Origin of the sequence: Flavobacterium sp. Root420 (assembly GCF_001427905.1) — a bacterium.
In the GTDB taxonomy this organism is placed as follows: domain Bacteria; phylum Bacteroidota; class Bacteroidia; order Flavobacteriales; family Flavobacteriaceae; genus Flavobacterium.
This window is the reverse complement of the sequence record NZ_LMEF01000013.1, coordinates 43,514-63,700: the sequence shown is the minus strand read 5'-3', so window position 1 is coordinate 63,700 and position 20,187 is coordinate 43,514. Positions and strand designations below refer to the sequence as shown.

Annotated in this window: 12 protein-coding genes; 2 read left to right on the top strand and 10 right to left on the bottom strand. The window is 32.7% G+C overall.

Annotated features, from left to right (window positions below; genetic code table 11):
- Positions 1–540: 540 nt before the first annotated feature.
- Together ASC72_RS10630 and ASC72_RS10625 are read left to right on the top strand one after the other, a co-directional pair.
- Positions 541–1,833: an aminopeptidase P family protein gene (locus tag ASC72_RS10630; RefSeq protein WP_056190616.1), complete on the top strand. Its 1,293-nt coding sequence runs from the start codon at positions 541–543 to the stop codon at positions 1,831–1,833.
- A 202-nt stretch (positions 1,834–2,035) separates the two neighbouring features.
- A complete protein-coding gene (locus tag ASC72_RS10625) occupies positions 2,036–2,815 on the top strand; it encodes an alpha/beta fold hydrolase (protein WP_056190614.1) in 780 nt (259 codons plus the stop codon).
- A gap of 500 nt (positions 2,816–3,315) precedes the next feature.
- On the opposite strand, the gene ASC72_RS10620 is transcribed toward ASC72_RS10625, so the two are convergent.
- From ASC72_RS10620 to ASC72_RS10575, 10 genes are all read right to left on the bottom strand, one after another.
- The gene (locus ASC72_RS10620; RefSeq protein WP_056190624.1) at positions 3,316–6,081 is read right to left on the bottom strand and encodes a PD-(D/E)XK nuclease family protein; all 2,766 of its coding nucleotides are present in this window, start codon (positions 6,079–6,081) and stop codon (positions 3,316–3,318) included.
- Positions 6,082–6,145: 64 nt separating this feature from the next.
- Entirely contained in the window at positions 6,146–7,597 is a 1,452-nt protein-coding gene (locus ASC72_RS10615) for an OmpA family protein (RefSeq protein ID WP_056190612.1), read from the bottom strand.
- Positions 7,598–7,709: 112 nt separating this feature from the next.
- Complete coding sequence (gene kbl, locus ASC72_RS10610; protein ID WP_056190610.1) at positions 7,710–8,903, bottom strand: glycine C-acetyltransferase; 1,194 nt, start codon at positions 8,901–8,903, stop codon at positions 7,710–7,712.
- A 70-nt stretch (positions 8,904–8,973) separates the two neighbouring features.
- Positions 8,974–12,132 (bottom strand): exodeoxyribonuclease V subunit beta, encoded by a 3,159-nt coding sequence (locus ASC72_RS10605; protein ID WP_056190608.1) that lies wholly within the window; start codon positions 12,130–12,132, stop codon positions 8,974–8,976.
- A gap of 128 nt (positions 12,133–12,260) precedes the next feature.
- Positions 12,261–12,857, bottom strand: a complete 597-nt coding sequence (locus tag ASC72_RS10600) for a lipoprotein signal peptidase (protein ID WP_056190606.1) — start codon at positions 12,855–12,857, stop codon at positions 12,261–12,263.
- Between the two features lie 88 nt (positions 12,858–12,945).
- A complete protein-coding gene (locus tag ASC72_RS10595) occupies positions 12,946–13,326 on the bottom strand; it encodes a TraR/DksA C4-type zinc finger protein (protein ID WP_007807070.1) in 381 nt (126 codons plus the stop codon).
- 10 nt (positions 13,327–13,336) lie between these two features.
- Complete coding sequence (ileS, locus tag ASC72_RS10590) at positions 13,337–16,738, bottom strand: isoleucine--tRNA ligase (protein ID WP_056190604.1); 3,402 nt, start codon at positions 16,736–16,738, stop codon at positions 13,337–13,339.
- Positions 16,739–16,868: 130 nt separating this feature from the next.
- Positions 16,869–17,582, bottom strand: coding sequence for a DNA repair protein RecO (gene recO, locus ASC72_RS10585; protein ID WP_056190602.1), 714 nt, complete (start codon positions 17,580–17,582; stop codon positions 16,869–16,871).
- A gap of 121 nt (positions 17,583–17,703) precedes the next feature.
- Positions 17,704–18,666, bottom strand: a complete 963-nt coding sequence (locus ASC72_RS10580) for a hypothetical protein (protein WP_056190600.1) — start codon at positions 18,664–18,666, stop codon at positions 17,704–17,706.
- A 72-nt stretch (positions 18,667–18,738) separates the two neighbouring features.
- A complete protein-coding gene (locus ASC72_RS10575; protein ID WP_056190598.1) occupies positions 18,739–20,175 on the bottom strand; it encodes an MBOAT family protein in 1,437 nt (478 codons plus the stop codon).
- Positions 20,176–20,187 lie beyond the last annotated feature (12 nt).

The window sequence follows — 20,187 nt, the reverse complement described above, 5'->3', positions numbered from 1 at the left end:
CACTTTCTGCTAATTGTCTTATCGAATAAATACTATTAGCAAACAAGCGATTGAGAATAGAATTACCTCTATTCAACAATCGCTTGTCTTTTAAATTTTCAAAATATCTAGTCTGCACTTTTTCTCAAATATAATTAAAAAAAAATATTTGTGTCCAGACGGTAGCTTTTTAGCCGTAGTTTTTGTTAATCGGGAATTTAGCCGAAAGCCCGACCCGGAGGGACACGCCCTTATTAAGATTCTAAGATTCTGAGTTGCTAAGTTGCTGAGATTAAAAATCTGCATAACACAAACTTGCCAATCTTTGCGGAGTTTCTAGTGTGATCTTTCCTTCGTCAAGATGACAAAACTATGCGAGTAAAAAAATAACCTTAGCTACTCTCCCTCAACCCTAGCATACTTTTCAATTAAAAAAACTTAGCGACTTAGAGTCTTCGTGGCAAACCCCAAAACAAATAAGAAAACTTTAATAATTCAATTTTGCATTACGTCTTCAAAAAATAGTAATTTTGAAATTCGAAGTTCAAAAATCAATTTATTATGAAATATCATCAAATAAACAGCGCTCTTTTTGTAAAAAATCGCAAAAAATTCACGGCAGAAATGAAACCTAACAGTGTTGCCGTTTTCAATTCAAATGACATTTATCCGGTTAGTGCCGACAGTACTTTGCCGTTTGCGCAGCACCGTGATATTTTTTATCTGAGCGGTGTGGATCAGGAAGAAAGCATTTTGCTTTTGTTTCCGGATGCGCCTTTTGAGAACCAAAAAGAAATACTTTTCCTGAAAGAAACCAGCGAACATATCGCGATTTGGGAAGGTGAAAAACTGACTAAGGAACGTGCTTATCAGGTTTCGGGAATCAGAACAGTTTATTGGTTGCAGGATTTTCATAAAGTTTTGAACGAAATGATGACCTATGCAGATACGATGTATATCAACACCAACGAACATTATCGCGCGACTATTGAGACAGAAACTCGTGAAGCTCGTTTTGTAAAATGGTGGAAAGAACGTTATCCAGCGCACAATGTGGCAAAAAGTAATCCAATTTTGCAACGTATTCGTTCAGTAAAAGAAAGCGAAGAAATCGATTTGATTCAGCACGCTTGTGATATTACGGAGAAAGGTTTCCGCAGATTGCTTTCGTTCGTAAAACCAAATGTTACCGAATATGAAATTGAGGCTGAATTGGCGCACGAATTCATTCGTAACCGTTCTAAAGGTTTTGCTTACACACCAATTATTGCTTCGGGAAATAATGCAAATGTTTTACACTATATCGAAAACAATCAGCAATGTAAAGCCGGAGATTTGATTTTATTGGATGTTGCAGCGGAATATGCTAATTATTCAAGCGACATGACAAGAACGATTCCGGTTTCGGGAAAATTCTCTGAAAGACAAAAAGCAGTTTACAATGCGGTTTTAAGAGTTAAAAATGAAGCTACAACAATGTTAACTCCAGGAACACTTTGGAAACAATATCACATTGAAGTGGGTAAAATCATGACTTCGGAATTATTAGGTCTAGGTTTGATTGACAAAGCTGATGTTCAAAATGAAAACCCGGATTGGCCGGCTTACAAAAAATATTTTATGCACGGAACTTCACACCACATGGGATTGGACACGCATGATTACGGATTGCTTCACGAACCTATGAAAGCGAATATGGTTTTTACGGTTGAACCAGGAATTTATATTCCGGCTGAAAGTTTCGGAATTCGTTTGGAAGATAACGTTGTGGTTCAGGAAAAAGGAGCACCTTTTAACCTGATGCGCAATATTCCAGTTGAAGCAGATGAAATTGAAAGTTTGATGAATTCTTAGAAAGAGAAAATAGAATAAAGAGTAAAGAAAAAAGACAGAAACGACTGGCAGAAATGCTGGCCGTTTTTGTTTTTACCATATAAGTGATATAAGTTCATTTAAAATTGAACTGATTGACTAATATTGTAACTCAAAAAGTTTTATACTTCTGATATCGTTTTGCCTTTTGTTATCTTTGTGATTATACTTTAAAAACATTATTTTGAAAAACATTTCATATAAAAACACTAAAATATCTTTTACAGATTCAGGCGAGGGAACTGCGGTTGTATTGCTTCACGGCTTTTTGGAAAACAAAAAAATGTGGCAGGAATATGTTGCTCTTTTTTCCAAACAATATCGCGTTATCGCTATTGATTTATTGGGTCATGGCGAATCAGATTGCTTAGGATATGTACATTCTATGGAAGAAAATGCAAATGCTGTTCACGAAGTTTTAGCATCATTAAAAATTAAAAAAGCAATTATTCTAGGACATTCCATGGGTGGTTATGTTGGTTTGGCTTTCGCCGAATTATATCCGCAGCATATTCAAAAATTAGTTTTACTGAATTCAACTTCAAAAGAAGATAGTGCCGAGAAAAAGTTGAATCGAACTCGCGCCATAAAAGCCGTAAAACAAAATTATGTGAGTTTTGTTAGTTTAGCCATTTCCAATTTATTCAGTGAAAACAACAGAACCAGATTGGTTGATGAAATTGAGAAAGTAAAAGTTGAGGCTTTAAAAACACCTTTGCAAGGAATTGTGGCATCTCTTGAAGGAATGAAAATCAGAAAAGATCGCGAAGTACTTTTGCATGAAAATAGATTCCCGGTTTTATTGGTTTTAGGCAAAAAAGATCCTGTTTTAAATTATGAAGAAAGTCTATCACAAATTGATGATACAACTGTCGAACTTGTTTCCTTTGAAGACGGACATATGAGTCAAATTGAGAACAAGGAAGAATTAAAACCCATATTAGCCGAATTCTTTAGCAAATAAAATCAAAAAAGGCCGTCTCAAAAAATTCGAGACAGCCTTTTTCTTATTGTTGGGGGCAAAAATTTTAAATTAGGTAATAATATATATTTTAAATTTAAATAAGACTGCTCTTATCAAATTGAATAAGCCCTTTATAAGATGCGCCAAAGATATTTTAATAATTGTAATTGTTCAACAAACACTTGTTAAAAAACAGGAAATTTGAAGCCTCAAAATCACTTTTATCTATACTATACATTTTGATCATTATTAAAACACAGTATACAATAAAAACGCACAAAAAGAGAAGAATCATTTAAAAATACAACATTACGTTTCGGAAAATTTAATTAACAAGCTGATAATTAGACCTTATTTTTTCGCATAAAGTCTATTTTTTCGTTATTGTTAAATATTTCGCCAAATAAAAACGTCTGGAATGCCTTTTGAAAACAAAAAAGTCAAACAAATTTTAAAAGAAAAATCATACTAAAGCAAAACCTGACATAATTCTATTATTCTTATACTATTTTTTCTTCAAAAGGAATATTGATATCAAATATTTCGTTCAATAGTAATACAATTTCCTCCAGGTAAATATTCAGAATATCTTTTGTAATAGTCATATTCAATTCTTTTTCTTCTTTAAATCCAAAAGGCAAAAATCCTGATTTTAGGTTTTTAAACGAAATGATACCTACTTCGATTGGAAAATCTTTAGCTTCACTTTCAAACATGAACGCATACGCCAGGACCTGGATAATTTTGTCGTTTTTAAGCTCTTGGGTTAATCCATTCCAGGACTTAAGGATAACATTCGTTTTTTCGACTTTCCCAGTCTTATAATCAATGATTCTTATTTTTCCGTTGCGTAGCTCAATTCTGTCGACATTTCCTTTAATCAAGACAGGAAATGGCAAATTTGGATGAATGAGCTCACGTCCGAATGTTTGTTCTAAAGCAATGATTTGAATTGCATCTCCATTCTGAATGGATTCTAATTCCATTTTAAGGAAATTTGAAACATTGCGTTTTGCAACTTCAAAGGCCAAAAGGTTTCTTCCTTTTTTAATTTCGCCTTCTTTATAAACCACTTTAAATTGTTTTAGAACTTCATCGTCTAACAATTTAAAACATTTCGCAATATCATCTTCCGAAATAAATTTGCCAATAAAAGGCTCATAAAGCACTCTTAAGGTTTCGTGAATTATGGTTCCCAGTGTGTTTAAGGCAATATTTTCCTCTACTTCCTCTACTTCCCTGATGCGAAGTATTTTTTGGAAATAAAAATCAATCGGATTTCTAATATAACTTGTCAATGCCGAAGGAGAAAACCCCGTTGTTGCTATTTCTCTCAAACGCTCCATAACCGCTTCTGATTTCGGAACAACTATAGGCTGATATGCAGTTGTAGGCAAAACAGGATTGTAAATATCAAAAGTTAGATTATGTTTCTGCTGTTTTTCAACTTCTAACTGCGTAATAAAACGGCTTCGTTCGCCAGCATCTAAGCCATCATTTTCCGTATTATAAATCAAATAGATATTTTTAGCCCTTTGCAATAAATGATAAAAATGATAGGTATAAATAGCATCCTTTTCTTTAAAAGTTGGCAAACCTAATTCCTTCTTCACATCATACGGGATAAAAGAATTTTGAGATTTCCCTGCCGGAAATTTGCCTTCATTCATAGAAGTTACAATTACGGTTTCAAAATCCAGAACACGACTTTCTAAAACCCCCATAATTTGCAATCCATGAAGGGGTTCTCCTTCAAACGAAACTTCAGCGACATCAATAACCTGTTTGTAAATAGCATACAAAGTATCTATATTATCAATATGCTTATGTTGCAAATAATAATTAGTCAACTTATTGATGACTTTAAAAATAGCATAAACAAAAGCTTTGGCTATTTTTTCATCTTCATTATCGTTGCTAAAATTTTCTTTTATTAAAATTAAAAGTGTTGAAATATTCTCAAGAACTGCTATTGCACCATTCTCCCATTTACGAAATAGCAATAAAAATAAATTTGATGGAGAAGTATTAAGTTCGAATAACTTGTTATGTGTAATAAAAGTATAGTTATTCTCTTTGATGATTTTAACCAAATTATTAGCCTTCGCATAAGGTTCAACTAATGGATGTGTTAAAACATCTAATACATCTTTATAATAAAAAACATAACTCTCTCCTTTTCTTGAAAGCGCATTGGTGTGCATTTTAAACAATTTGGCTATCAATATTTGCGATGGGTTATTTTTACCTGAATATCCCATTGTAATATTTAATGCTCCAACCGAAGAAGGCAAAGCATATAAAATTGGCATTAAAAGATTTTCTTCACCCAGAACGATTGCAACTTTGTCAAGTGATGAAATTTCGTTTTCGGTAATTATGTTTTCTATAATACTCCCAGCTAATTTTGCCTGTCCAATAGTTTTTGGAGTTCCGATTACCTGAATGTTTTTTGATTGAGAAAAATCATCTACAATCCATTCAAAAGGATTTGCTTTATAATGTTTCCAGTTTTCTTTGAAACGTCGTACAAAAAGACCAGCATCGTGATAAGGATCATTTAAAAAAGTCTGATCTACATCCCAATATATTTTAGCCTGATCGAGAGCGAGAAGATGTTGCACTATTTTTTCTTCAGCAGCATTCAAGGCATTAAAACCGGCAAAAATAAAAGTACGATTCGAAATAGTGTTCGAAAAATGATTTAAGTTGTTGACTGCTTCACGATAAATCAGCCCTTGATATCCGATTGATTTATTCAGTAAATGTTCATAAAGAGAATTATAATAAAGCGGAAGAAGTTTCCAAAAATCAATATAATTTTCAAGAAGCTTTGTTTTGTTTTCAACTTCAATTCCCCACTTTTTAATATCCTCAATATCTTTTAGGTAAGACAAAACATGTGAGGGATCTAAAAGATAGCGATCTATTTCATTAAAATCCTGTAAAAGTGTTTTTGCCCAATTAGCAAATAATTCAAATGATTGTTGATTTTGTTTTTCTGTAACAGAAAGATAAACTTCATAGAATTCAAATAATAGTTCAATGGAGTCCACAGAACGAATAGAAGCAACATCCTGTACGAAATCCTCAATACTGGTAATTTCAGGAGAAAGAATTGTTTGATTCGTTTCTTTTTTTAAAGCTTCTATCAAAAAAACCTTAGCTCTTTTATTTGGTAAAATGATAGTGGTTTCAGCAAGTTTTGCAGAAAAATTCTGAATTACAACAGTAGCTATTTTTTCTAAAAAAGAAGTATTTATCATTTGATAAAAATAAAAAAAGCCATTCAATTAAGAATGGCTTTTAGTATTTATTTTAAACTGTAAATTATAGTTTACCTTGGTATTTAGAACCAATGTGTCTAATTTCAGTTCTTCTGTTTTGTGCTTTACCTGCAGCAGTTTTGTTGCTTGCAACTGGTTGAGACTCACCAAAACCTTTAGATTGTAAGTTATCAACACTTACTCCTCTTTCGATTAAAGCGTTCATTACAGCAGCAGCTCTATCTTCAGATAATTTTTGATTCAATTTATCAGAACCATCGCTATCAGTGTGTCCTTCAATGCTAAATTTAGCATTTGGATAGTTGATAAGGATTTGTTTGATTGCATCTAATCTAGCTTGAGTTTCTTTATCTCCAGTTTTGAAAGTAGCTTTCCCTGAGTTAAAGTAAACTGCTCTTGCTTGAACTTTAAGATCTTCCAAAGCTTCAGCAGTAACTTCTGGACAACCTCTGTTAGAAGCAGGACCATAAACTGTAGGACAGTCATCATCTTTATCAGCAACACCATCTTTGTCAGCATCTAAGAAAGGACAACCACCATTTTCTTTAGGACCAGCAACAGTAGGACATTTGTCATCTTTGTCAGCGATTCCGTCACCGTCAGCATCTGGACAACCTTTTAAAGCAGCTAAACCAGCAACATCTGGACAAGCATCATCTTTGTCAGCAATTCCGTCTCCGTCAGTATCAGGACATCCGTTTAATGCAGCTAAACCGAATACATCTGGACAAGCATCACTAGCGTCAACGATTCCGTCTCCGTCAGTATCAGGACAACCATTGAATTGTTTTAAACCAGCAACATCTGGACAAGCATCATCTTTGTCATAAATTCCGTCTCCGTCAGTATCTTTACCTCCAAATTTGAAAATAAGACCTGCAGTGTGTTGGAAAACAGATCTATCATAAGTTTTCTCGTCATTAGCTGCCACAGCCCATTTGTATTTTGTAGCAAGCTCAAGACCAATAGCATCAGTAAACCAAAAAGTGATACCAGCTCCTGGATTAACAGTTCCAAAACTATTATCTCCAAAGAAAGTATAACCTCCACCTACAGATAACGAAGGATCAATAACTTTAGATTTGATTAATTCCTGGAAGCTATATTTAATAGTAGCATCAATTCCATAATACATCAAATCACCAGGATTAGTTACAACATTTCCTCTTGAGTCGTGCCCTGGAGCACTTGGATTGAAAGTAACAAATTTATCAATTTTGTTTACAGAACCCTGTAAACCAACAGAGAAACCATGACCTACATATCTATTCACACCAATATAAGACAAAGAAGGAAGGATGTTCCAGTTGTCATCTACAGCAAATGGTTGAGAAAAGTGTTGATCAAAGAAACCACTTCCTGACCCAGAACTTGTTCTAGTGTCAATGGCATTAACTCCAAAAGAGATAGCCCATGGATTGTTACTGTCTTGTGCGTGAGAACTTAAACCCATCACCATCATCACAGCAACTAAAAGTTTGTTAAGATGTTTCATACTTAATTTTTTTAATTACAATTTAGTTAATTACAGACAAAAGTAACACCAAAATTTTTAAATACAAAATGAAATGTTAAAAAAAACCTACAAAAATTATTTAAAATGGGAATTATATAACTTTTAACTTTTCTCCAACAACTTTAAAAGCCCTTATCGCCTTGTCTAAGTGTTCTTTAGAATGCGCAGCTGATAATTGAACTCTAATTCTCGCTTTCTCTTTCGGAACCACCGGAAAGAAAAATCCAATAACATAAATACCTTCTTTTAAAAGTTCATTTGCCATTGTTTGAGACAATTTTGCATCATATAACATTACAGGAACAATTGCAGAATCTCCATCTATAATATCAAAACCGGCTTTTTTCATCCCTTCTTTAAAATAATTAGTATTCCATTCCAATTTATCTCTTAACGAAGTATCTTTTTCTAATAATTCAAAAACTTTAATCGAAGCTCCTACAATAGCTGGCGCAAGAGAATTTGAAAACAAATAAGGTCGTGAGCGTTGACGCAATAACTCGATTATTTCTTTTTTTGCCGTTGTATATCCTCCCATTGCACCACCTAACGCTTTCCCAAGTGTTCCGGTAATAATATCAACTCTTCCCATAACTCCTTTTGCTTCAAGAGTACCTTTACCTGTTGCTCCGATAAATCCGGCGGCATGACATTCATCTACCATTACCATTGCATCATATTTATCAGCCAAATCGCAAATTTTATCTAATGGCGCCACAAGACCATCCATAGAAAAAACTCCGTCAGTAACAATTAATTTAAAACGAGAACCAGCTTCATTAGCTTTTATTAACTGTTGCTCCAAATCTTCCATATTGCTGTTTTCATAACGATAACGAGCCGCTTTGCACAAACGAACTCCATCTATAATAGAAGCATGATTTAAACTATCTGAAATAATCGCATCATTCTCTCCTAATAAAGGTTCAAAAACACCACCATTTGCATCAAAAGCCGCAGCATATAATATTGTATCTTCAGTACCGTAAAAATCAGCAATCTTTTTTTCCAATGTTTTATGAATATCTTGTGTTCCGCAAATAAATCGAACTGAAGACATACCAAAACCATGTGTATCCATTGTATCTTTTGCCGCCTGAACCACTTCAGGATGCGAGGAAAGTCCCAAATAATTATTAGCACAAAAATTCAAAACTTTTTCTCCTGTTGAGATAGTTATTTCTGCTCCTTGTTCTGAAGTTATGATGCGTTCTTTCTTAAAAATTCCGCTGTCTTCAATTGTTTGCAATTCATTTTGCAAATGCTCTTTAATTTTACCGTACATTTTACTATATTTAATATGTTAAAAGTTAACAACTTACACTAATTAAGCCATTAACAACTGACTAATTTCTTCACAAATTTACTACATCGATTTCGGTTCCAATATACACCAAAGCTCTTTTTAACACTTTATATCCTAAATCTTCAATTGCATCTTGATATTCCTGAATTTGCTGTGCATATTTCGAGTTTATTGCACCTGTTTTATAATCAAGCAAATAAGCTTCTTTGTTTTGAGTCAAAACTATTCGATCTGGTTTTAAAATTCTTCCTTCCTTTTGAACTATAGTTTGCTCCATAAGAACAGTATTTTTCCCATCAAAACAAACATTCAACTCAGGATGAGAAACAATTTCTTGTAGTGTTTTCAAAACTTTCTCAGTTTGATCAAGTGTTATTAAACCATTCTCGATTGCTTTTGTAACCGCCAATTCAATATCTGATTTATCTTTTACAAACGCTAAAATTTCATGAATTACATTTCCATAAGAAATCGCTTCTTGCTGATGTGTACCCCACATTAAAGATTCCTTTTGGGCGATTTTAATATTTTTCGGATTCAAAACTTCCGAAACAATGGGAATCGTTTTTATTAAATCTAATGTTTGATGAGAAGGAGAAAGTTTTATTCTGTTTCCAAATTCATACTCAAATTTTTCTTCCTCATAAATCCCTTTATGTATTAAATATTTAATAAAAAAAGAAGCCATATTACTTGGGAATTCCCCGTCTTTTCTCTCTTTTATAGTTTGAGAAATAATATATAATTGTTCTTCTGCACGCGTTAGAGCCACATACAAAACATTAATATTGTCCAGTAATTCTTCTTGTTTTTTCAAATTAAAAACAGCAGAAGCATTTTCACCAAAACCTTCAACAGCACTACTATTATCGATTAATGCTTTCGGAACGCCTAAATCAGCGTTTTCTGTATCAAGCCATAATTTATCTTTTGGTTTTCTACTATAATCTTCTTCTGCAAATGGCATAATTACAATAGGAAATTCCAAACCCTTAGACTTATGAATCGTCATAATACGAACAGCATTATTGCCTTCGGGAGATGGAATACTGAATTTTTCCGAATTTTTACCCCAGTAATTCAAAAAATCTGCAATCCCGGCCTGATTTCTAATATCGCGTTCTAAAACAATATCCAAAAAATATTGCACATAAGCATTCCCTTCTGACGAAAGGGCAAATTTCGATATGATAATCTCGACTGCTTCGTACAAAGATTTTTTTCTAACATCTTCAAACGAAAGCGAAACATCAAAACTTAAAAGCCATTTTTCAAACTCATTTTCGAATTTATACCCCATTCCTTTAGCTATAAAATCATGAATTGGCATCTGAATATCTTTTACATTCGCCAGAAAATGAAGAAAATTAGCTTTAGCCTCCAAATCAATATTATTGTTCAGGTATTTTAGCAAATGGATAATTAAACGAACTTCTGTTGCATTCTGAATCATCAAAGTTTCTGAAGATAAAAGCGGTATATTTTGTTCTGTCAAATAATTCGCTATCGCAATTCCCTGATCTCTTTTTCGCGTTAAAACAACAATATCCCTATATTCAAAACCTTCCCGTAGCACATTCTGAATTGTATTTAAAGTTGCCAAAACATATAAATCTGATTTTTCGACAATCTCTTCATCATCTGCAAAATCATTTTTTTCGATTATTGGCAAAAAAGAAATATTTACATATCCTCCTTTTTTAGCATTTGAAATTTGATGACTATGATTTTCATATAAATCTTTATAATCTTCATTTGAAAATTCAGCTGAAATTAATTTAAAGAAAGCATTATTAAAATCAATTACTTCACTATAACTTCTATAATTAGTATCTAAATGTTCAATTACTTTATCCGGGTTGCTAAACGGATTTATATCTTTACTCAACTCGATAAACTGTTCAGCTTTTCCTCCACGCCAGCGATAAATAGATTGTTTGGGATCTCCTACAATCATTAGTGTTCCTTTTTTCCCTAAATCATCCTGACCTGCAAGTGCGTTATCAATTAACGGAATTAAATTTTGCCATTGCATCTCTGAAGTATCCTGAAATTCGTCAATAAAAAAATGACGATAGCGTTCTCCCATACGCTCATAAATAAAAGGTGCAGGCTGGTTTTGAATTTCACGGTGAATAATGGCATTGAATTCTGAAATAGACAAAATATTTTGTTCTGATTGAATTTTTGCTAATTCATTACTAACAGTATTTAATAATGAAAGTGGTGTTATATTTTTTAGGAATGCCTTATAGAAATCTCTTTTCTCAAAATTTCTATAGATTTTATCTAAACCCAGAAGTAATTCAGGAATAATATTTTCTATCAACGCCCGATCTGTCGCCGTTTTATTAATTGCTATGTCATCAAATTCATGGAAAGTTTTATTTCGTGGATTGAATTTACCATCTCTAATACTTTCTAAGTGATTTGGAAAAGTTCCTCTTGAAAATGATTTTACATCGATTCCGTTTTTATCAATTAAAGCAAGAGCATTGAAGGCATGTTCGGCACATTCCTTTTCCAAATCGGCACACAAAACCGACATTTTCTTTTTGATGACAACAAATTCTTCAATAGATGTATCCTGAAAATGAGAGATTTCATTTCGATTATTTTCATTCAAAACCAATCTTCCTGTTTCCAGAATTTCACGCGAAACATCCCAACTTTTATCATCGTCGGTTTTTTCCATTGTAAAATCAATTAGCAATTTTGTTAGCGTTTCATCCTGACCCGCTTGTGCAATAATTGCATCTACAGCTTCTATCAATAAATTCTCGGTATCCAGAGTTACCTCAAAAGTCATTGGCAAATTTAAATCGTGTGCAAAAGCACGAATCACTTTGTGTGTAAATTTATCAATAGTAGAAATATCAAAAGCAGCATAATTATGAATCAAGTGCTTAATAATACTTTGAGATTTTGTTTTAATTTTAATCACGGAAAGTCCCGTTTCACGAGATAAGTCTTCCATTAAATCCGTAGCTTTCGCTGAAGGCTCGTCCTTAGTAAATTCAGACAAGCTTCCAACAATACGGCTTTTCATTTCGTGGACCGCTTTATTGGTAAAAGTGATAGCCAAAATATTTCGATAAGCATCATTTTTAGGTGATGAAAGAATTATTTTAAGATATTCTTTAACTAAAGTATAGGTCTTTCCTGAACCTGCAGATGCATCGTAGATTGAAAAAGATGGACTTTGCATAAGGTCGGTTTTAGTATTGTAAAAATAGCACAATAAATATTAAAACCCAATAATGCAAAATTCCAATACTTGAAGTGCTTATTGTCTGCAGATATTGGAATTTTTATTTTTTTGGAATTAAAAAATACTTATGATTTTGGAAATGCTCTTTTATTAAAAATTAGCAAAATACCAACACCTGTAGAAATTGCCATATCAGCAACATTAAAAATAGCATTAAAAAACATAAAATGCTTACCCCCAAAAATCGGCATCCAGGTTGGCAAATTACCTTCCCAGATAGGAAAATAAAACATATCAACTACTAACCCATGAAACCATGTACCATATGGTTGAGGAGAAAAAAGTGTTGCCAAATTATGTGTACTGTCATCAAAAATAACTCCGTAGAAAACAGAATCTAAAATGTTTCCTGCAGCTCCGGCAAAAATCAAGGCAATTGCTACAATCAAATAAGTCGAATGATGTTTTTTGATTGCATCAGCCAACCAATATCCAATTCCGAAAACAGCAAAAATCCTAAATACAGTCAAAATTAATTTTCCGTATTCTCCAGGTATTTTGGTTCCCCATGCCATTCCTTCATTTTCAATAAAATGAATTTTAAACCAGTTAAAAACAGGAACTTCTTCTCCTAAAATAAAATTGGTTTTCACATAGATTTTTGAAATCTGATCAACAAGTAAAACTAAAAATATAAGGAGATACGCTTTTCGTAATGACATTTTATGGATTTTTGATGCGCAAAAGTAGTAATTTAATCAAAAAAAACGCTCCTAAAGGAGCGTTAATTCTTTTGTAATTTATAAAATATTATCGTTGCAAATTTTTAGCTTCGATACTCATTGTAGCATGAGGAACGATTTTTAGTCTTTCTTTACCGATTAGTTTACCTGTTACTTTGCAAATACCATATGTTTTATTTTCAACACGGAATAATGCATTTTTTAGATCGCGTATAAACTTTTCCTGCCTGATAGCCAACTGTGAGTTCGCTTCTTTTGACATCGTTTCGCTTCCTTCTTCAAATGCTTTAAAAGTTGGAGAAGTATCATCTGTTCCGTTATTCAAATCATTCATATAAGCACTTTTAATTAAATCCAGATCGGCTTGTGCTTTTTGTATTTTATTTTGAATTATTTCTTTAAACTCTGCCAAGTCAGCGTCAGAGTATCTTGTAATTTCATCTATCATGGTATTTATATTATTTTGAAATTAATATCACTGTTTTAATATCATCAAACTCAATTTCTGTGCCGTTTTCTAAAGCGTCAACAAAAATCAAATCTTCTGTTAATGTCTCAGACTTAATATAGTCTTCATTTTTCAGAATGGCTTCTTCTAATAAACCACTTCTTTGTATTTGAACCTTAATCTTATCGGTAACTTCAAATCCAGAATCTTTACGGATATTTTGAATTCTGTTTACCAATTCTCTCGCGATTCCCTCGTTTTTCAATTCTTCAGAGATTGTAATATCAAGCGCAACCGTAATTCCGTTTGAGTTTGCAACCAACCATCCTTCAATATCTTGCGATGTTATTTCGACGTCTTCTAGTGATAAAGTTACATTTTTTTCAGCAATAACAATATCTAGCGTCCCCTGCTTATCCAACTGGTTGATCTGATCTGCTGAAAAAGCTTGTATTTCTTTGGAAATCAGACCCATGTCTTTTCCAAAACGAGGTCCTAAAGCCTTAAAATTAGGTTTGATTTGCTTCACCAAAATACCAGAATCATCATCTAAAAGTATGATTTCTTTAACGTTTACTTCTGCTTTTACAAGCTCAGAAATGGCTTCAATTTCAGCTCTCTGATTTTCGTCAAGTATCGGAATCATTACCTTTTGCAAAGGTTGACGTACCTTAATCATTTCCTTTTTACGAAGTGACAAAACCAAAGATGAGATGGTTTGAGCCTTCTGCATTTTGCTCTCTAACGTTTTATTAACAAAGTTTTCGACAAATTTTGGAAACTCAGCCAAGTGAACACTGCTATATTGCTCAGATCCTGTAGAACTGGTCAAATCCCGGTACAATTTATCCATGAAAAAAGGAGCGATCGGAGCGCTTAATTTGCTTATCGTTAATAAGCAAGTATAAAGCGTTTGATAGGCCGCAATTTTATCATGAGCGTATTCGCCTTTCCAGAAACGACGACGACACAAACGAACGTACCAGTTACTTAAATTCTCCTGAACGAAGTCAGAAATAGCTCTTGCTGCTTTTGTAGGTTCATAATCTTCATAACATTCATCAACAAATTTGATTAAGGAATGTAATTCAGAAATAATCCATTGATCGATCTCCGGTCTTTCGTTTAACGGAATTTCCACTTCAGCATATTTAAACCCATCGATATTGGCATATAGCGAAAAGAATGAATAAGTGTTGTATAAAGTTCCGAAGAATTTACGGCGAACCTCAGCAATTCCTTCAATATCAAATTTTAAGTTATCCCACGGATTTGCATTCGAAATCATATACCAACGTGTGGCATCAGGACCATATTCTTTTATTGTTTCAAAAGGATCCGTTGCGTTCCCTAAACGTTTCGACATTTTTTGTCCGTTTTTATCCAAAACCAAACCATTCGAAACTACATTTTTATAGGCTACTTTATCAAAAACCAAAGTTCCGATAGCATGTAAGGTATAAAACCATCCACGAGTCTGATCGACACCTTCTGCAATGAAATTCGCAGGAAAATCTTTATTCTCGTCAATTTTATCTTTATTCTCAAAAGGATAATGCCATTGTGCATAAGGCATTGCTCCAGAATCAAACCAAACATCAATTAAATCACTTTCGCGTTTCATTGGTTGTCCGGAGACCGAAACTAAAGTAATTTGATCGACAACATTTTTATGTAAATCGATTAAATCATAATTTGTTTCAGACATATTTCCGATTTCAAAACCTTTAAACGGATTTTCTTTTTGAAAACCAGCTTCAATCGATTTTTCAATCGCATTGTACAATTCTTCAACAGAACCAATAAGAACTTCTTCTTTTTTGTCTTCAGTTCTCCAAATTGGCAACGGAATACCCCAATATCTAGAACGAGATAAGTTCCAGTCGTTGGCATTTTTCAGCCAATTTCCAAAACGTCCTTCACCAGTAGACTTAGGCTTCCAATTGATAGTTTCGTTCAGGTCGAACATTCTATCTTTCACATCGGTTACTTTAATGAACCAAGAGTCTAGTGGATAATATAATAACGGCTCATCAGTTCTCCAACTATGTGGATAACTATGTACGTATTTTTCAACCTTAAAGGCTTTATTTTCTTCTTTTAATCGAATAGCTATTTCAACATCAACAGAACGCTCTGGCGCCTGACCCGCATCATAATATTCGTTTTTCACATATTTACCAGCAAGATCACCTACATGTGAAGTGAATTTTCCTTGTAAATCTACTAATGGAACTGCAGTTCCGTTTTCATCCAAAACCAACATTGGCGGCACTTCCGGTTTTGCTTCTTTTGCTACTTTAGCATCATCAGCACCAAAAGTTGGAGCTGTATGTACAATTCCTGTTCCGTCTTCTGTCGTAACGAAATCCCCGGCAATCACTCTAAATGCATCTTCCGCATTTTGATATGGTAATGCATAAGGCAATAATTGCTCGTATCTGATTTCAACTAAATCTAAACCTTTACATTCGGCTAAAATTTTGTAGGGAAGTTGTTTGTCGCCATTTTTTACTTTATCAAAATCAGCATCATCTTCGCTTGCAAAAAATCCTTTTCCGAATTGTTTTCCAACTAAATTTTTAGCTAAAATTACATTTATAGGTTCAAAAGTATATTGATTGAATGTTTTTATTAAAACATAATCGATTTTTGGTCCAACTGTCAAAGCCGTATTCGATGGCAATGTCCAGGGAGTTGTCGTCCAGGCTAAAATATGAATATCTCCAAAACCTTGTAAAAACGAAGGCAAAGTATCAGGCAAAGTTTTGAATTGCGCTACAATCGTAGTATCAGTGACATCTCTATAAGCACCAGGCTGATTTACTTCGTGAGAAGACAATCCAGTTCCGGCTTTTGGAGAATAAGGTTGAATTGTGTATCCTTTGTATAACAAACCTTTATCATAGATTTGTTTCAAAAGCCACCAAACAGACTCCATATATTTTGGTTTATAAGTAACGTATGGATCTTCCATATCTACCCAATACCCCATTTTTTCGGTCAAATCATTCCATACGTCGGTATAACGCATTACGGTTTTTTTACACGCTTCGTTATATTCTTCGATAGAAATTGTTTTACCAATATCTTCTTTTGTAATTCCAAGTTCTTTTTCAGTACCTAATTCTACAGGCAATCCGTGCGTATCCCATCCGGCTTTTCTTTTTACCTGAAAACCTTTTTGAGTTTTGTATCTGCAGAAAATATCTTTAATCGCACGCGCCATCACGTGGTGAATTCCCGGTAATCCGTTTGCTGAAGGCGGACCTTCAAAAAATACGTAAGGCTCTGCACCTTCGCGAGTAGTTACACTCTTTTCAAATATATTTTCTTTCTTCCAAAAATCAAGAACTTCTGACGCTACTGTTGGTAAGTCAAGTCCTTTGTATTCAGTAAATTTTGTGCTCATTTTATCCTTTTCTTAAACGAGGTGCGAAAGTAAGGAATTTTGAGGAAAATAGATAAAAGATGACAGAAAAAAGAGCACTGAAAGGAAATTTCAAGTATATTCCGCAAAAAAAAATGTCCTTTTTCCAGATTTAAGAGAAAACCTCCTTTAAAACCTCTAAAGATTTCGGTTTTTTGAATCCATCCAAATGAAAACTATAATAATCAATCAGGATTTTTAGCAGTATTTGTCTTTCTATTACATGAAAAACTTTTTGATCGTTATCAAACTTCAGATCAATCAGTTTTTTTAAAAGATTCGTTTCCTGCTCACTTAAAGCATTTATGCCATGAAAAAGTGTAAAAACACCTTCATTCATTTCAAAATACGGTAAATCGCTTTCAGAAATATCCGGATAAAAACCAAGATATTTAGTCGCTTCTAAAAGTAAAATTAAATGGAAATTAGAAATTTCATCATGATGATCCAACCAGATTAGTGCTGTTTCTAAAAACTCAAAAAGGGATTCGTTTTTTTCTTCTTCCTGAATCGAATAATGTAACATTTCCGAAAGGAACATTACGATTGTACTTTTCACAACATCAGTATGAATCGTTTGAAAAGGAACTGCAGTTTTGATCTCTTTAAAATTTTCTAAAGTTCCTTTATTTTTATGAACCGCTTCGATCTCCAAAATAGAAAAAGGCTGAAAATAAGCAATTTTCTGACTGGCTTTTCGACTAGAAAAAGCATCACGCACAAAATAAGACTTCAGCCCATTTGAAAGTGTAAAACACTTTACAATCAGACTTTTTTCCTGAAATTTTAAGGATGAGATTACTATTGCTTTGGTTTTGACTTGCATCGCTTTACATTCTAATTCTCCATAATAATGATCATAATGATTGGAATTTACCTATAATCAACACTTATTTGTCCAATAAAGTTGAAGCCATATCTACCGATATTACTTCAACTTTATTGGTTCAATTTATTGCTTTTTTTATTTCATCTGTTATTATTTTAGAAGCAACTGGAGACCAATGTGTATCATCATAAAAATAAATATCTTTTTTACTTTCTAATTGAGCAGATAGAATTTTCTTTGAATCTATATATATATAATCTTTTTTAAGAGCACTTAAATGATTAAAAAACAATGGTCGCGGAAACTTTGTTTTATCAGCAATATAATCATAGTAAAGATCGTATTTATCGGGTGCTGGTAAAACAATAAGTTTTATTTTTTTATCACTCAACTTATTCGACAAATCATTTAAAACATTATTTAATTTTTGAACCCCCACCAAATCATTATTTTCTTCCAAACAAGACAAATCTTTATAAACAAACAATAAATTACTTTCATTAATGCTAAATAAATTATTTCTGTTCAGAACGATATTGTAAACATATCTATTGGATAAGTAGTTTTGACTAAAGTAATAACGAAGCATTGAAAAAGGAAATTGGATAGTTTTTTTTGAAAAAAAAGGATCTGCATTGTCTCCTTTAGAAGGTTTATGATTACGAACTAAATTATCTAATTGAGATGTCATCATTATTTTTGAAGAATCTATCTTTTTTGCGTTAGAAACAAAACTTCTCTCTACATTTTCCAATACCACATATTCAATATTTTGTTTTTCAAAAAAATCTCCATTTAACAATTCGTATAACGTTTGTATCTGATTTCCGGAAATAAATCTATCTATGTGTAAAACACCATATTTTTCTGCAAGATAATTTTTATATCCATAATTACCCTGTTCAGAAAATGAATCTCCAATAGTAAGGATTTTTTCTTTTTTGTTTTTTCTTTTTGAAAATTCATTAAAATAAATTTTACGTTTAAACTCATCATGGAATACACTTCTATATTCTTTGAAAACATTTGGAAAACAACCTAAACGTATTAAATCTGGAGATTCAGAACTGCTGTAAAACAACGATGTAATGACATAAAGAAATACGAACGGAATTACAAAAAAGCATGTTTTAAAAATAAATTTTCTCATAAATTAAAATTGGAAATAAATAAATTGTTGTTTCTCACCGCTAAATACAAAAATTGCGACTATAATAGCATAATATAATGCATATCTAAGTGGTGATTTCCATTTTACTCTCAATTTAGCTAAGGCAAATTGTTCTTCTCTTCCCAGCCATTCTATTAAAAGAAACATTAAAATTAAAACAAATAAAATTTTCGGTATAATTACTGGCTTTGAAAACAATGAACCTGAAAATATTTCCAAAATATAGCTTAAAGCGTGTTCTATATTATTTGCTCTAAAAAAAATCCATGCAAAAACGGTTAAGCTAAATGTTAAAACCATTTGAAAAACTTCTTTAATAGTTGGCAAATATTTACCTTGAGCTACGATATCTAAATTATTGCGATTTGTATTCAAGACAATAGACGGCATGATATACAAAGCATTTAAAAAACCCCAAACAACAAAAGTCCAATTGGCTCCATGCCAAAATCCGCTTACTAAAAAAATAATAAAAGTATTTCTAACCTTAATCCACATCCCTCCTTTGCTTCCGCCTAACGGAATGTATAAATAATCTCTAAACCAGGTAGAAAGAGAAATATGCCATCTTCTCCAAAACTCTGCAATATCTCTAGAAAAATAAGGAAAAGCAAAATTCTTAAGTAAGTCGATACCAAAAAGGCGTGCAACTCCTATCGCAATATCTGAATAACCGGAAAAGTCTCCATAAATCTGGAACGAAAAAAACACCGCCCCTAACAGAAGGGTACTTCCTGAATATTCAGCAGAATTATTAAAAATTGTATTAACGTATTGGGCACACTGATCAGCAATTACAATTTTTTTAAACAAACCCCATAAAATCTGCCTTAACCCATCAACCGCTTTATCATAATCAAAAGTCCTTTTTTTTTGAATTTGTGGTAGAAGATGTGTCGCTCGTTCTATAGGCCCCGCAACAAGTAAAGGAAAGAAACTCACAAATACAGAATAATCAACAATATTCTTTTCGGCTTTTATTCTGCCTTTATAAATATCAATTATATACGACAAACCATGAAAAGTGTAAAATGAAATTCCAACAGGTAAGATTATTTTTAATGTCCAAGGATTTACATGCAAGCCAAAATTAGAGATGGAATCTGCAAATGATTGAACAAAAAAGTTATAGTATTTAAAAACACCAAGAAAACCGAGATTTACAGATATACTTAACCAAAACCAAAATTTTTTTGCAGTTTTATTTTTAGATTCCGACATCTTGATTCCTGTAAAATAATCTAATAATGTGGAGAAAATCAATAAAAATAAAAACCTCCAATCCCAACAAGCATAAAAAAAATAACTTGATATAAGGAGTAAGATATTCTGAAGTTTGAGTGATTTATTTGTCGCAAACCAATAGAAAAAAAATACAATTGGTAAAAATATGGCAAAGTTTATGGAATTAAAAAGCATTCTATTGGTTTA